This is a genomic window from Paucidesulfovibrio longus DSM 6739, assembly GCF_000420485.1.
Classification (GTDB): Bacteria; Desulfobacterota; Desulfovibrionia; order Desulfovibrionales; family Desulfovibrionaceae; genus Paucidesulfovibrio; species Paucidesulfovibrio longus.
Map to the genome: position 1 here is coordinate 195367 of NZ_ATVA01000018.1, position 14715 is coordinate 210081.

10 protein-coding genes are annotated in these 14715 nt (G+C 65.4%); 1 reads left to right on the top strand and 9 read right to left on the bottom strand.

The annotated features are described in order from the left end of the window. Nucleotides 1–8: 8 nt before the first annotated feature. From G452_RS20110 to G452_RS0116500, 3 genes are all read right to left on the bottom strand, one after another. Nucleotides 9–1379: an RHS repeat-associated core domain-containing protein gene (locus G452_RS20110; protein WP_022663374.1), complete on the bottom strand. Its 1371-nt coding sequence runs from the start codon at nucleotides 1377–1379 to the stop codon at nucleotides 9–11. 413 nt (nucleotides 1380–1792) lie between these two features. Beyond that, on the bottom strand, nucleotides 1793–2854 hold the full coding sequence (locus tag G452_RS0116495; RefSeq protein WP_022663375.1) for a phosphotransacetylase family protein: 1062 nt from the start codon (nucleotides 2852–2854) through the stop codon (nucleotides 1793–1795). 25 nt (nucleotides 2855–2879) lie between these two features. Then, a complete protein-coding gene (locus tag G452_RS0116500) occupies nucleotides 2880–5000 on the bottom strand; it encodes an acetate--CoA ligase family protein (RefSeq protein WP_211213503.1) in 2121 nt (706 codons plus the stop codon). Nucleotides 5001–5013: 13 nt separating this feature from the next. On the opposite strand from G452_RS0116500, the gene rnc reads away from it, so the two are divergent. Continuing rightward, nucleotides 5014–5709 (top strand): ribonuclease III, encoded by a 696-nt coding sequence (gene rnc, locus G452_RS0116505; protein WP_027189350.1) that lies wholly within the window; start codon nucleotides 5014–5016, stop codon nucleotides 5707–5709. A 154-nt stretch (nucleotides 5710–5863) separates the two neighbouring features. Here the strand turns inward: rnc and G452_RS0116510 are convergent, their stop codons facing one another. The 6 genes from G452_RS0116510 to G452_RS20115 form a co-directional block, all read right to left on the bottom strand. Further along, nucleotides 5864–6757 (bottom strand): flagellin N-terminal helical domain-containing protein, encoded by an 894-nt coding sequence (locus G452_RS0116510; protein WP_022663378.1) that lies wholly within the window; start codon nucleotides 6755–6757, stop codon nucleotides 5864–5866. A gap of 644 nt (nucleotides 6758–7401) precedes the next feature. After that, a complete protein-coding gene (locus G452_RS0116515; protein ID WP_022663379.1) occupies nucleotides 7402–9075 on the bottom strand; it encodes a flagellar hook protein FlgE in 1674 nt (557 codons plus the stop codon). A gap of 60 nt (nucleotides 9076–9135) precedes the next feature. Next, entirely contained in the window at nucleotides 9136–9936 is an 801-nt protein-coding gene (locus tag G452_RS0116520) for a flagellar hook assembly protein FlgD (protein ID WP_022663380.1), read from the bottom strand. Between the two features lie 27 nt (nucleotides 9937–9963). Beyond that, nucleotides 9964–11640, bottom strand: a complete 1677-nt coding sequence (locus tag G452_RS0116525) for a flagellar hook-length control protein FliK (RefSeq protein ID WP_022663381.1) — start codon at nucleotides 11638–11640, stop codon at nucleotides 9964–9966. A gap of 199 nt (nucleotides 11641–11839) precedes the next feature. Beyond that, the gene (locus G452_RS0116530) at nucleotides 11840–13231 is read right to left on the bottom strand and encodes a glycosyltransferase family 9 protein (RefSeq protein ID WP_022663382.1); all 1392 of its coding nucleotides are present in this window, start codon (nucleotides 13229–13231) and stop codon (nucleotides 11840–11842) included. Between the two features lie 88 nt (nucleotides 13232–13319). Continuing rightward, nucleotides 13320–14555, bottom strand: a complete 1236-nt coding sequence (locus G452_RS20115; RefSeq protein ID WP_022663383.1) for a CgeB family protein — start codon at nucleotides 14553–14555, stop codon at nucleotides 13320–13322. Nucleotides 14556–14715 lie beyond the last annotated feature (160 nt).

A 14715-nucleotide genomic window follows, 5' to 3' on the forward strand; every position in this document is an offset into this window, starting at 1 on the left:
AACGGGATTTACCAAAGGTCAATGTCGTCTCGGTCATCCCTTTGTGGGATTTTAAACGTAAAAGTTCTTTCTCTCTTGACGGAAGCGCTCTTTGGTAATTGCGGTTGTGGCATACCGCTCCCAACTTTAAACGAATAAGATCCATTGCAATTTGTCCCTGTGTAGCTTCCGCCATCGATGTGCTCCGCGCCAATGGAGAGGGGCGTTCCTGGAATAGAAACACTCGCACCGGTTTTTGTCGAGTATCCATCATGCTGTTGGACGCTGTTTGCGTTGCTGTGCTGGTATGTCGTTGTTGCGGATACCCCCCAGTCCGAGGACGCCCCATAGTCGAAACTTCCTTCAAGAACTCGTTGGCCCTCATCATCCTCGGAAACCATGACGCTTCCACCAACACTCCCGCCAAAACCGGAAAGGGAGACTCCTCCTCCGAGTCCTCGCGTATCCAACCCCTCCGGGTCCCGCCCATTGACCGGATCATCCAGACAATACCCGTACCAGTCCGGGTCGCCGCCCGCGTTTCCGATGGGATCCTGGGCGGTGAATCTTCCCGTATCGGGATCATAGTCCCGCCAGCCGAAGCGGACGAGGCCCGTATCCCCGTCGTGCAGGCCGCCCGCAAATCCCAGGGGCGAACGCAGATACGGGTTGCCGTCCTTCACCACGTTGCCGAAGGCGTCGTACAGGATTTCCTTTACCATGCCTTCGGTCGGAAACTCAACCACGCGCACGCTGCCAATCTGGTCGGTATGCAGAAGAATTTCGCCTGACTGGCGCTGGTCCTGTCCCTGGACTTGGCCCTGCGCAACCAGCCCCACGGGCCGACCGTCCTGAGCATAAACCACCTGCCACCACTGCCCGTCCGCCATGTCCACGTGCAACCAGGCCGCCAGATGCGTACGATCATGCCAGTGAAAGCGCTCCGTCAGCCTGCCGTCCACGTATTTGGCGTTGCGCAAGCCCTGGTCGTCGTGCCCGTATTCCACGGTGCGGCCGTCCGGCAGCTCCACGGCCAGGAGCCGATAGTCGGGCGCGTAGTGATAGCGCGTCTCGCCCTGCACCCCGACCCTGCGGCTGCGGAAGCCGCGTGCGTCGTGTTCGTAGCGCGCGTCTCCGGCCTGGAGCAGGCGGTTGTCCGGGCCGTAGCGAAACACGCGCCCGCCCGAACCGCGCAGAGGCAAGTAATCCTCGGCCCGACGACCCTGGCCGTCGTAGAGGTAGCGTTCCACGCCCGAGCCGTCCCGACGCACCTCGGCCAGTCGCCCGGCGTTGTCGTAGCGGTATTCCCAGCGCACCGGGCTGCCGTTCACGCTTTCAAGCCGGGTGCGGATGCGGCCCTGCCCGCCCCGTTTCAGTTGCAGTGAGTACTTCACGTCCATCCCCGTTCTCCTTTTTGGGGTTGTCCGACGCCGATGCGCCGGAATTCCCGCAAGGCTAACCCCGGTTTTCCGGGTGGGATGAAACAGAAAAGGGAATGGAAAGCAAAAGGACGGGTTTGCCCTGTTGACAGGGGGCGAGGGGCAACCCGGGAAGTCGCCGGGAGGGATCGGCGGGACGGGGGAGATGTTTTGGGTGTGATGGGGCGAGGGGGGACGGGAAGGCAATGCCTCCGGCGGCTCAGGGGCCCGCGGCCCCTGAGAACCCCATTTACCGCACGCGCTGCGCGCGGCGGGGGGAGGAGAGTCGGGGAGGGAGAGGGAGGCGGCGCGCGGAATGGGGAGGAGAGCACTCCAAAAAAGGGGAGCTCCGAAGGGCTCCCCTTTGGCTCGTTGGAAGATGGCGGGAAGCGGGTCTAGAGGCCCAGCTCTTTCTTGATGAAATCGATGTCGATGTGTTCGGCGATGAGCTTGGCACCCTGTTCGATCTTGATCTTGTCGCGCAGCTTGTGGCGCGAGAGGATGGACTCCATCTTCTTGGCCACGGTGAAGGTGTCTTCGCGGGCGATGATGATCGGGGTCTTGAGCACTTCCGAGCGGGTCAGGATGATGTCGTTGGGGTAGAGGTTGCCCGTGAGGATCAGGCAGGGCGCGTCGCCCTCCAGAGCCACGAGCTGCACGTCCGAGCGGTCGCCGCCCACGATGATGGCCGCGTTCTGGTGCTTGCGGAAGTGGGTCATGAAGTTTTCGACCTGCATGGTGCCGATGAGGAAGCGCTCCACTACGCGGTCCGCGCTGGAGTGGGCCGAGACGACCTTGCCGCCGAGGCGGTCGGCCAGGTCGGCCACGGTGATGGTGCCCATGATCGTGTCCGTGGGGATGACGCCGAGCACGCGGATGCCGATGCGCTCCAGGAAAGGTTTGATCAGGTCGTTGACCTCGTCCATGAAGGTCGGGGGGATGTCGTTGAGGATGACTCCGGCGAGCTGGTCGCCCAGGGTTTCCTTCATGATCGCCAGGTAGTCGTATTTGAGGTCTTTCTGGAAGCGGTCGATGACCACGCACTTGAGGCCCAGCTCCTTGCAGAGGGTGGAGCCGTCCACGTCGCAGTATTTGCCGGAATACATGGACCCGGACCCGGCCACGAGGGTCACGTCGCGCCCGGCGGAGATGGCCTCGTAGGCTTCCTTGATCCTGGGGATGAAGGGTTCGCACTTGCCCGTGAAGGCCTGGACCTTGAAGTCGTGGGTCACGACCACGGGAGTGACCTGTTCGGGGTCGCCGGAGAGGCCGAGCACGTCCTGCACGAAATAGGCGTCCTCGTCGCCGAGCTTGCCGTCCCTTTCCAGGGGCAGGGCGCCCACAGGCTTCATGTAGCCGATGTTCAGGCCCATTTCCTTGAATTTCAGGCCCAGGCCGATGACGACCATGTTTTTGCCCGAGTAGCCGGATGTGGCGCCGATATACAGTCCAGGCATAAGCTCCTCCGTCCTTCTTGAAAGGTCATCTGCCGTTCTTGCGGGCCGCCGAGAGGGTCAGCCGCATGTCCACGACAAGCGCGCCTTTGTTGTACACGAGAATCGGGCCGATGTCGGCCTCTTCGATTTCCGGAAAATCGACAGCCATTTGCGAGACCGTGAGCAGGATGTCCTCGATGGCTCCGATGTCCACGCTCTCCTGGCCGCGCACCCCGCGCAGCAGGGGAAAGGCTTTGATCTCCTTGACGATGTTCTGGGTGTCGCCCAGGGACAGGGGCGCGAGCCGGAAGGCCACGTCGCCCAGCACTTCGCTGTGGACCCCGCCCATGGAGAAGGTGATCAGCGCGCCGAACTGGGAGTCGCGCACAAAGCCCACGCGCACGTCGCGCGAGCCCTTGGGGGCCATGGACTGCACCTGGCAGCCCACGATGTAGGCGTCGGGCCTGCGCCGGGCCGCGCGGGCCGTCAGTTCCAGAAAGGCGCGGCGCACCTCGCGCGGGGTTTCGATGCCGAGGATCACGCCGTCCACGTCGGCCTTGTCCGGAATGTGCGGGGAGGCGATCTTCATGGCCACGGGGTAGCCGATCTTCTTGGCGTGCTTGACCGCGTGGTCCGAGGTGCGGGAAAGCTTGGTTTCCGGGAAGGGCAGCTCGTAGGCCGCGCCGAATTCCTGGGCCTTGAATCCGCTCAGCTCGGTGATGCCGGTTTCCCGGCACTGGTCGATGAGCCGTTCGGCGCGCGCCTTGTCGCGCCGGAAGCAGACGTCCACGGGGTAGGCCCTGTTGCGCCAGAGCCAGTGGCCGTACATGGCGTCCAGGGCGTAGACCGCCTGCTCCGGGAAGCCGTAGCAGGGAAAGCCCGCCTTCCGCAGCAGTTCGCGGCCGGGGGCGATGCGCTCTTCGCCCATGAAGCAGGCGAACACGGGCTTGCCGCAGTCCTTGGCAACGTCCGCGATCGCCTGGGCCGTGGGCACGATCTCGGCCGAGGCCGTGGGCGTGAGCAGGACCAGGACCGCGTGCGTCGCCGGGTCTTCGAGCACGGCGGCCAGGGTCTGGCGGTAGCGGTCCGCGCCCGCGTCGCCGATGATGTCGATGGGGTTGTAGAGCGAGGCATAGGGCGGCAGGGCTTCGCGCAGCTTTTCCAGGGCGGCCTGGGAGGGGCGCACGAGGTTGAGCCGCGAATGCTCGCAGGCGTCCGCCGTGAGGATGCCGGGCCCGCCGGAGTTGGTGACCACCACGAGGTTCGGCCCCTTTGGCAGGGGCTGGGTGGAGAAGGCTTCGGACAGGGTGAACAGGGAGCGCACGTCGCGGGTGCTGATGATGCCGGACTGGATGAACGCGGCCTCGTAGGCTTCGCGTTTGCCCGCGACGGCTCCGGTGTGGCTGGAAACCGCCCGCGCGCCCGCCGGGGACACGCCCGCCTTGAGCATGATCACGGGTTTTTCCGCTGTCAGCGCCTCGGCGGCGCGCATGAATTCCTGGCCGAAGTCCAGGCTTTCGAGGTGGCCGAGCACCACGGCGGTGTCCGGGTCGTGGAGGAAATATTCCAGGGCGTGGACTTCGTTGAACACGGCCTTGTTGCCCAGGGGCACGAATTTGGAGAAGCCGATGTCCATGCCCTCGGCCCAGTCGAGCAGGCCGAAGCAGAGCGAGCCGGACTGGGAAAAAAAGGCCACGTTGCCGGGGCCGGGCAGGTTCGGGGTGGGCAGCGCGTAGAGGCCGTCCACGGGATTGGCCAGTCCCAGGGAGTTCGGGCCGACCAGCGCGATGTCGTGGCGGCGGGCGATGGACGCGAGCTGTTCTTCCAGGTAATAGCCTTCCCGGCCCGTTTCCTTGAACCCGGAAGCCATGACCACGGCCGCGCGGATTTTGCGGGCGGCCAGCTCGGCGAGCACGTCCGGGGTTTTTTCGCGGGGGACGCAAAGCACGGCCAGATCGACGCCTTCCGGTACTTCCGAAGCCGGAAGCGCCTCAAGCCCAAGGATTTCTCCGCCCGAAGGATTGACGGGGATGATGCGCCCCTTGTATCCGGAGCGCAGAAGGTTCGCCAGAACCTTGTGGCCCGCCTTCTCAGGATTGGCGGACGCCCCGGCCACGATGACGGACCGGGGGGCAAACAAAGCGTCGGCGTTTTTGATCGGCAGCATGGGGACCAGCTTCATGGATGAACATTTGTCGGGCGTTCAGGATTGTATTGACTATCACTTTTCGCAAGTCAAGCTCTTGCGCAGCGCGCTGATCCATAGTTCTTACGCCAATGAGCGAGAAGACGCCAGCGAGGACAACGAGCGGCTGGAGTTCCTCGGCGACGCCGTGCTGGAGCTGTGCGTCAGCGAGGAGGTCTACCGGCGTTTCCCGGAGGCCACCGAGGGGCAGATGACCCGGATCCGCTCCGGCCTGGTCAAGGAGAAAAGCCTGGCCGACGCGGCCCGCTCCCTGCGCCTGGACCAGTACCTGCTGCTCGGCAAGGGCGAGGAGGCCCAGGGCGGCAGGCAGCGCGACTCGCTCCTGGCCGACGCGCTGGAGGCCGTTTTCGGCGCGGTTTTCCTGGACGGCGGTTTCCTGGCCGCCAAGACGCTGATTCTTCGGCTTTTCGGGGAGAGCTGGCCGGACACGCCGGAAGTGCGCGCGGCCAAGGACCACAAGAGCCGTCTCCAGGAAATCACCCAGCAGCGCTTCAAGACCCTGCCGGTCTACCGTCTGGAATCCACGGACGGACCGGAGCACGCCAAGGTTTTTCGGGTGGAGGTGGCGCTTTCGGACGGGCGCGTGTTCTTCGGCCAGGGCGGCAGCGTCAAGAGAGCCGAGCAGGTGGCCGCGGCCACGGCCATCCGGACGCTGGAGGCGGAGGAATAGCCGTCGCGGGCACGGGACGTGAACGCGTGAACGGGGCCGATCCTTGATGGGATCGGCCCCGTTCACGTTGGGGAGAGGCGTGTCGCGGGCTTCCGGGGGGAGTGACGGCCTTTCGTCCTGAAGGGCCGAACCGTCCGTCCGCGCTGTTGTTCTATTAGCCGCTGATGAGCTGCATGGCCATCCTGGGCAGGGAGTTCGCCTGGGCGAGCATGGCCACGGCGGACTGCGACAGGATCTGCTGGCGCACGAACTCGGTCATCTCGGTGGCCACGTCCACGTCCGAGATGCGGGATTCGGCCGAGGACATGTTTTCCGCCTGGATGGTCAGGTTGGTGATGGTGTTTTCCAGGCGGTTCTGCATGGCGCCGAGGTTCGCGCGGATCTTGTCCTTGGAGATGATCGCGTTCTGCAGGGCGGCCAGTGCGAGCTGGGCCTGGCGCTGGGTCGAGATGTGGGAGTTGGCCAAGCCGAGGGCCGAAGCCGTCGAGTTGTTGACTGAAATGTAGTAGTAGTCTTCGGCCGAGTCGTTGCCGGTGCCGAAGTGGATCTTGATCGGACCGGTGGGAGTCAGGCCGTTGCCGTTGTGGGCGATGGACTGCTGGGTGGTCGGATCAAGCCCCGCCAGGGAGCCGTTGAGCATATGGATGCCGTTGAAGTCCGTGGCGTTGGCGATTCGGGTGATTTCCGAAGCCATGGCCTGGTACTCCGACTCGATAAGCATGCGCTGGTCCGAGTTGTAGGTACCCGTGGACGCCTGGACCGCGAGTTCCTTCATGCGGATCAGCTTTTCGTCGATGACCTGGAGCGCGCCGTCCGCGGTCTGGATCATGGAAATGGCGTCGTTGGCGTTGCGCACGCCCTGGTGCAGGGACGCGATGTCCGAGCGCATGAGTTCGCGGATGGCGAGGCCGGCGGCGTCGTCCGCGGCGTTGCCTACCCGAAGGCCGGACGAGAGGCGGCGGGTGGAAACCGCGAGCTCGCCATAATGCTCGCCCAGGTTCCTCGCGGCGTTCATGGCCATCAGGTTGTGGTTGATCACGAGAGACATGACAAAACCTCCTTGTTCAAACGAAAAGTTCCTTCTTTTCCGCTTGGCGGTTATCCCTTTCGCAGTGCATTAAGCATTGCGTGTGCCAAAGATAAATTAACCTTTCATTACGATTGGTTAATGTTCTAAATATAGTCTAGAGAGATCGGGTAAACCGCCTGGGACAAGCATTTTCTTCCGCAGGCGTCGGCCCCTTGGCAGGGGCGGGGAAAAAGGTTCCGGGCCTGATCGGAGGAGGGACAGCGCCTGCCGGGAGCGGGAATGACGGCGTGGGCGGCGTGGGCGGCGTGGGCGGCGTGGGCGGCGTGGGCGGCGTGGGCGGCGTGGGCGGCGAAGATGGAAGGGACGACAGGAACACCGGGAACAGGAAGCGCCGGGACAGCCGGAAGAACGGAAGCGGAGGGAGAGTCGGGAGCAACGGAAACAGCAGAAACAGCGGGAAGAGCTGGAAGAGCACGGCAGGCGAGCCGCAGGCCAAACAGGTGCGGCGCGCCCTGGGAGGGGGCGCGCCGCCTGTGTGCCGTCGCCGGGAGGAAGAACCGGCGACCGGGGATGATGAGTCAGGAGTCTATCGTCGAACCGCCTGGGCGGCTTCGTCACTTCATTTCGTCACTTCATTTCGTCGCGTCGGCCTTGTTCACGGCCTACCGCTTCATGGCGATGACTTCGCCGAGCATGGAGTCGGCCGTGGTGATGACCTTGGTGTTGGCCTGGAATCCGCGCTGGGCCGTGATCATGCGCACGAACTCGGTGGCCATGTCCACGTTGGACATCTCCAGGGAGTTGCCGTCGATGGTGCCCTTGCCGTTCGCCCCGGCGAAGCCCGTCAGGGCCTGGCCCGAATCCTGGGTCTCGCTGAAGAGGTTGCCTCCCTCGCGCCGCAGACCCCACTGGTTGGTGAAGGTGCCCAGCGCGATCTTGTACAGCTCGATGACCTGTCCGTTGGAGTAGCGGCCTGTGAGCACGCCGTCGCGGCTGACCGAGACGTTCTGCAGGATGCCTGCGGGATAGCCGTCCTGGGACTGGTACAGGGTGCTGGAGCCGCCCGTGTCGAAGCTCTGGGTGGCCAGGGCGCTGATGGACGGAATTTCCGCGTTGGCCAGGGTGGCCTGCACGTCGGTGATGTTCGTGCCGACCATGCCCGCGTTGCTCGGCAGGGCTCCGCCGCCCGCCACGGACCAGCCAGCGCCCGTGTTGGAGGAGGTGATGCTGGCGGTGTTGCGCAGACCGAAGTTGATTTCGATGGGCTGTGCGTCCGCCGAGTTCGACTGCGAGGCGTTGGACGCGCCCAGGAAGTTGGCCGTGCAGAGCGGGTAGCCGCGCGTCGAGAAGCGGGCCAGGCCCCAGTTGGAAAGCGCCCCCACGTTGCCGTCCGCGGCCCCTTCGTAGGTGTAGGCCGACTGGCCAACGAGCTGGCCCGCGCGGAAGGTCAGCGTGCCGACCATGAGCACGCCGCCGTTGGACGTCTCGGACATGCGCTGCAAGCCGGAGGTGGTGTCGAAATAGCGTCCGTCCTCGGACGGCGGCACCGTGACCATGTATTCCCACACCGAGTAGCCGCCCGAGTTGGAGAGGGTGACCTGGTCGAAGTAGGTGGTCATGGTGTGCGCGGTGCCGATGTCGTCGTAGACCTTCATGCTCGTGGAGTACGAGTAGGCGGTGTCCGCGAGGTAGCGGCCGTCGTTGTCCACGTCCTGCCCGTCCCAGGCCGAGAAGAGCGCGAAGTACGGGTTGGTGGTGGAGTTCGAGCGGCTGGCGTCGGACGGGTCCAGGTTGGTGATGATGCTGACCTGGTTGGTCGCTTCCGGGGGCGACTGGAAATTTTCAAGCCGGATGTCGGTGATGGCGCCCTTGACCTTGGTGTCGTTCAGGTCCGAGAGGCTGCCCGTGGTGGCCACGGAAGGCTGCGACTTTTCGATCTGCCATCCCTGGAGAACGTAGCCGTGCGGGTCCACGAGATATCCGTTCTTGTCGAAACGGAAGGTGCCGGCGCGGGTGTAGTACTGCGATTCCTGGTCCTTGGGCGAGACCATGAAGAAGCCTTCGCCGCCGATGGCCATGTCCGTGGACTCGTTGGTCGTCTCGAACGCGCCCTGGCCGTAGTCCGTGAAGATGGCGGCCACGCGCACGCCCCGGCCCACCTGTCCGATGCCGTTGGCGGTCGAGAAATCCTGGCTCATCAGATCCTCGAAGTGCATGCGAGCGCCCTTGTACCCCGTGGTGCTCACGTTGGCCAGGTTGTTGCCGATGACGCTCATGCGTTCACCGTGGGCCGAAAGGCCGGTGATGCCGGAGTAGAGCGATGATTGCAGACTCATGATAGACCTCCTTGACTCCTTGACTTCCTCATCAGTGAAGACGCCGGGCCGTGCTTCCCATTAGGCTGCGGCGTCCGTGGTATTCGTATCTCCGGAGGTGTCTCCGGTGTCCGTGCCGGTGGTATCGCTGCCGGTCCCGGTCTCGCTGCCGGTGCCGGTGTCGCTGCCGGAGTCGATCTGCGTTTCGGAGACGACCTCGGTGACGAAGTTGAAATTCACGTAGCGGCCGTCCGCGAGGCGGAGGTAGTAGCCGCTGTCTTCGGAAACGACGCCGGTGACGATGCCCGAAACCTGGGTCTGGACCATGACCTGCTGGCCGTCCACGTCCTCCCCGAGCATGCCCACGGAGTAGGTGCCGTTGGCCACGAGGTTGCCGTTGTCGTCGCGGCCGTCCCAGGCGTATTCGAAGACGCCGGGTTCCTGGCTGCCGAGCAGGTCGCTGCGCACGATGTCGCCTTCGGAATCGTAGATGTTGACCTTGAGCGAGGATACGGCCTCGCCGAGGTTGTAGGAAATGGTGCTGACCTGCGTGTCGGACTTGGTCACGTTGTAGCCGTTGGCCGTGACGGACTTGCCGATGAAGCTGACCGCGGTGGTCATCTGGTCGGACCGGGACTGCTCCAGCATGGTGTCCAGGGTGGTGTTCATGTTGGTCAGCTGTTCCAGGCTGGAATACTCGGCCAGCTGGCCGGTCATGTCCGTGTCCTTCATGGGGTCGAGGGGATCCTGGTGGTTGAGCTGGGCCACGAGCAGCATGAGGAAGTCGTCCTTGTCCATCTGCGACTTGTGCGTAGGGGCCTCGGCCTCGGCCTTGTACTGTTCGTACCCGCCCACGATGTTGCTGACTCCGTAGTATCCCATGACTCGCTCCCTGACTGTCTTTCGCGCCTAGGCGACGATGTGCAGCCCGTTGCCGGAAAGAATTGCCTGCCGAACGTCCGAGGCCAGATCCAGCCCGATGCCCTGCGAGTTCCCGCGCAGGGCGTTCATGCGCTGGCGGACCTGCTGGCGGACCTGTTCGTCCTGGGCCTGATTGTGGCCCTGCTCGCCCAGCCACTGCTGGCCGTCCTGGCCGGGAAGCTGGGTCTGCACTTCCATCTTGGTGACCTTGAGGCCCTGGGCCTCCAGGCTCTGCCGGAGCGCGTCCAGGTGTCCGCTGAGGAGCTTGGCGGTCTCGGCGTTGTCCGTGCGGATCGTGGCCTGAACATCCTTGTTCTTGACCGTGAGGGCCACGGAGAGCGTGCCCAGTTCCTGCGGATTGAGCTGGATGGTCAGGCGCTTGGCGCCGTTGGACAGCCCCTTGAGCACGGCGTCCTGGACCTGGTTGAGCATCTTGGGCGCGGTGGCGCTCTGCCCCTTTGCGGTCTGGGAGCTTTCGCCGCGCGCCTGGCCCAGGGCGTCGCTCATGGCGTTCTGGATGCTCTGGTTGTCCGTGCGCAGGGAGCCGCCGAGTTCGGAGCGGTCCACGCGCAGCTTGGTCATGAAATCGTTCCACGCGCCGGACTCGCCGTTGCCGTTCTGCTTGGTGAACTGGTCCGCGCCCTTGCCCTCGTTGAACCGCGAACCCTGGCTGACGCTGTCCGCGAGCTTTTCCGCGCCGGTCTTGAGGCGGGCTTCCAGGTCGAGGTTCCGGTTCAGTTCGGACTCGCTTCGGGCGGCCTTGCGGGCGGCCTCGTCCGAGGTCATGTTCTGGTTCAGGCCCGCGGCCTTGGAGGCGTCCTGCCGGGCGGCGTTGCGGGCGGCGTCCGCCAGGGTGTCGGCCTTGCCGTCCGCGCTCTTGTCCTGGGCGAGCTGCATGGCCTTCTGGCGCGCCTGGTCCAGCGCTTCCTGCATGGCCTTGCCCACTTCGCGCACGAGGCTCAGTTCCTTGCCGTCCTGGTTGCCCTTGAGCTTCTGCAGCTCGGCCATGAACGCCTTCAGCTCGTCCTTGTCCAGGCTGGCGAGCTTGTCCTTGGGCAGGCTTTCCAGCTGGCGGCCGATGGCCTGGAGCACGTTGTCCACGTTGCCGTGGGAAAGTTCCGCGACCATGCCCTTGGATTCGGTCGCGCTGAATCCGAGCTTCTGGAGCATGGTCATCATCTTCTGGCGCTGGCCCGCGTCGAGCTCCACGCTCCGGCGCAGATCGCTCATCTTTTCGGAAAGAGTGCTCACGAACTGGCCCCAGGTCAGGCCTTCCTTGCTCTCGACCCGGTCTTCGATCTCTTTGATCTCTTCCTTGGAGAGGCCGTACTTTTCGAGCTGAGGCTTCATGGCCTGGAAACTCTCGGAGCTGACCGGCACGTCCTTCATGTCGTTCAGTTCGGGTTCCTTGGTCTCGGTGCGCTCGGGCTTGGTCTCGGTGCGGCGGGGGGCCTCGGCCTTGGGGGCGTCGCGGAAGACCGTGTCCAGGTTCGGGGAGCCGGCAAAGCTGCCGCCGCTTCCGGTCAGGGCGGACTGGTGGTCCATGAAGGTCTGAAATATGTCCGATCCGAAATCGGAGCTGGTGGAAGCCCCGCCAAACAGGGCGGTCCTGTTGGTGGCGTAGGTGCTGCTCGCGGCTTGCTGGATCAGAGGAACATCTTGCATGGCTGACTCCTTTGCCGCTGGGACAATCAAGAGCCGTGCCAAACTGGATTATGTTTTATTATGGAGGTTTAGGTTTCTTGATCTTTCGGGCGGGCAGGAGCTTTTTTCCGGGTCGGGACAAAAACTTCCCCTGGGGACCAGGGGGGCGGGATCGGAGAGCCGGGAGGGGAGAGGCGCGCTTAGGAAGCGTGCCGGAAGTTCAGCAGTCCGCGAGCAGCGAGCCCAGGGCTTCCAGCCGGGCCACCTGTCCGGCCCAGGCGTCCGGGGCGTAGTCCGCGTTCTGCAGGGCGAGGTCGGCCAGCCCGGAAAGGGGCGCGAGGGCAGTGGGGCCGCTTTCCCAGAGCGAGCCCGCGCCGCGCCCGGCCAGTCCGGCGCGAAAGACGTTCACGGCCTTGGGCAGGGCCGCTGCCAGCCCGGCGCATTCTTCGGGAAAGGCTGCGGCCAGGGCGGCCAGCGCTTCCCGGGCGGGAGCATCGCTCCAGAGGCCGAGCCGCCAGCCGAAGAAGTGCTTCCAGAACGCGCCGAGCAGATCGTCGCGGTTCGGACCGGAGCCGAGGCGGCGCAGGGCGAAAAGCCCCCGGTCGTCGCGGTCCGTGGCGTAGAGGTCCAGCCCCTGGGGCGCGGCCACGGGAGTCTTCCCGCGCACGGCCTTGCCCGCGATGAAGGCCACGGCTTCGGGGGTGAAGGCGTCGTGGCAGTCTAGGCCCTCGCGGGAGCATTCCCAGCAGCCCTCGGAGCAGGGCAGGCCCGCGCGCAGCACCAGATGTCCGGGCTGGTACGGCCCGGTCTCGAAGGGGCTGACGTTGCCCATGGAGAGGTTCAGGGTCCGGCAGCCCGTCCAGGCCGCGAGGTGCATGGGGCCGGTGTCCGGGGTGATCAGCAGGGAGCTGGCGTTCAGCCCGCGGGCCAGCTCGTCGAGCTTCATCCGGCCGCAGAAGTCCGCCACGGGCCGACCGAAGAGGCGGCGGGTTTCCGCGCCGAGTTCCTTTTCTCCCGGCCCGCCGAACAGCACGGGCCGCAGATCGCGCCGCACCAGCTCGTGCAGCAGCCCGGCCCAGAACGCGGGCGCGGGGCGCTTTGCCGCGTCGCTCGCGCCGAGGAACAGGCCGATCTGGGGCTTTTCCGCGGCCGGGGGCCGGGGCGGGTCGAAGCGGGTGGCCCGGATGCGCGCCAGGGGCACGCAGTCCAGGGCGTTCAGGTCGGCCCAGTGCAGGCGGTTGTGGCGGTTGTTGCGCACCAGGGCGGAACGGTAGAGCTGCCAGTCGCCGTGGACCCGGCGTGCTCCGTTCTCCTGGACCGGGCCGAGCTTCTGGTCCGCGTCCAGTTCTCCGGCGAGCCGGGCGGCGCGCTCGCGGAAGGAGAGGTTGACCACCAGCCTGTAACGGTGCTTCTTGAGCACGTCCGCGCCTTCCCAGGGGAAGTAGGTCACGCTGGGGCTGAGCGGGAGCAGGGGCTCGTAGAAGAGCCGCTCCGCCGCGACCCAGACCGGACGGCCCGGATGCAGCCGCTGGAGCCAGAGCATCAGCGGAAAGGAGAGAATCAAGTCCCCCATGCGCTGCATCTGGAGGATGAGGATCGGATCCTGGGGCATGTGCGCTCTGTTACGCGCTGGTTCGCCCGGAGGCAAGGGGCGGCGCGCTTGGTTTGTCCGGTTGCGCGGCCCCTTGCCCGCGTGCGGGTCAGCTTTGCGCGGCGGGCTCGAAGGTCAGGCGCATGGTGCGCATCAGCGCTTCGAGGCGGTGGTCGTAGGTGTGTTCGGCGAGCACGCGCTTTTGCGCGGCCTCGGCCACGGCCTTGCGGGCGGCCGGGTCCGCGAGGTAGCGCTCCACCAGCTCCGGAATCTGTTCCGGGTCGGCATAGGTCACGACCTCGCTGCCCGGCTCGAAGAGACGGTCCATCTGGCGGCGGCGGTCCGTGATCAAGAACGCGCCGCAGGCGGGCACGTCGAAGACGCGCTGGTTCACCGCGCCCTTCATCTGGAGGCTGGTGCAGTTGAAGTTGACCTTGGAGCGCGGGTAGAGGCCGGGCAGCTCGTCGTAATACGAGACTTCGGGGTGCAGCCGCCAGTTTTCCTCTTCCGCGAGCAGATCCTTCCAGCCCTTGTCGCCCACGATCATGGGGCGGAAGGGCAGGAGCCGCTTCACGCAGTCCAGCCGATAGTCCAGGGTGGACTGCCAGGTCAGCAGGGTTTCGAAGGCCAGCATCCTGGCCGGGCTTTCCAGCTCCAAAAAGGCGTCTCGCAGTTCCGGGAAGCGGCCGAGCATGAACCGCGCGGCCGAAGGCTCGTCCGCGGGGCCGAAGGCGTCCGCGATTTCCCGGATCTTGGCGGCCAGTTCGTCGCCGGGCGCGGCGGCCTTGTAGCGGCCGAGCACCTTGGCGACCATGGAGTTGCCCACGAAGGAGACGTCCGCGTCCCAGTCGGGCCTGCCGCTCGCGCCGGGGGCGAAGCGGTGCACGTCCGTGCCCAGGGGCAGCCATTCGGCGTTGGGGTAGCCCATGTCCCGCAGCGGCTCGATGTTGTCCGCGTCCCAGGTGAAGAGCAGGGTCTTGTCCGCGTGGGTGCGCGGGTAGGCGGGCAGGATCAGGTGCGGGTTGTCCACGAACCAGGAGGCCAGAGGCAGGTCCAGGGCTTCGAGAATCTGGAGCAGCACGCCCTCGCGGTCCACGCCGAGGTGGTTGACCGTGAGCACGAAGTCGGGCCGGAACGTGGTCAGCGCGCCGAGGATGGTGCGCACGAAGTCGTCGAGGCCCATCTCCTTGGCCTGGAGGTCGAGGAGCACGTGTTCCACGCCGAGGCGCTCGCACGCGGCCCGGATCTCTCCGAGCAGGAAAAACTGGCTGGTGAGCAGCAATATGCGCGGCTTTCTGGTCTGAAAGCGCGGCCAGCTGCGCTGGGGATCTTGCGGTTGGGTCATGTTCGCTCCTGGGCGGAGGTGCCGCCGCCGGAACACTAGCCGCAGCGGATCGCAAAGTCCAGGCGCGCGAAATGCGCGGGAAGACGCTTTACTGGCGGCGCGGCTGTGCTAAGCTGTGGCTCGTCAGGGCGAAGGATTCCCCGCCGCCCGTCAATCCAGG

Excerpts from the sequence above, each read along its gene's own strand:
- G452_RS0116510 (WP_022663378.1), bottom strand. The coding sequence starts at position 6,757 with ATGTCTCTCGTGATCAACCACAACCTGATGGCCATGAACGCCGCGAGG.
- G452_RS0116500 (WP_211213503.1), bottom strand. The coding sequence starts at position 5,000 with ATGCTGCCGATCAAAAACGCCGACGCTTTGTTTGCCCCCCGGTCCGTC.
- G452_RS20115 (WP_022663383.1), bottom strand. The coding sequence starts at position 14,555 with ATGACCCAACCGCAAGATCCCCAGCGCAGCTGGCCGCGCTTTCAGACC.
- G452_RS0116520 (WP_022663380.1), bottom strand. The coding sequence starts at position 9,936 with ATGGGATACTACGGAGTCAGCAACATCGTGGGCGGGTACGAACAGTAC.
- G452_RS0116530 (WP_022663382.1), bottom strand. The coding sequence starts at position 13,231 with ATGCCCCAGGATCCGATCCTCATCCTCCAGATGCAGCGCATGGGGGAC.
- G452_RS0116495 (WP_022663375.1), bottom strand. The coding sequence starts at position 2,854 with ATGCCTGGACTGTATATCGGCGCCACATCCGGCTACTCGGGCAAAAAC.
- G452_RS0116515 (WP_022663379.1), bottom strand. The coding sequence starts at position 9,075 with ATGAGTCTGCAATCATCGCTCTACTCCGGCATCACCGGCCTTTCGGCC.
- rnc (WP_027189350.1), top strand. The coding sequence starts at position 5,014 with ATGGATGAACATTTGTCGGGCGTTCAGGATTGTATTGACTATCACTTT.
- G452_RS20110 (WP_022663374.1), bottom strand. The coding sequence starts at position 1,379 with ATGGACGTGAAGTACTCACTGCAACTGAAACGGGGCGGGCAGGGCCGC.
- G452_RS0116525 (WP_022663381.1), bottom strand. The coding sequence starts at position 11,640 with ATGCAAGATGTTCCTCTGATCCAGCAAGCCGCGAGCAGCACCTACGCC.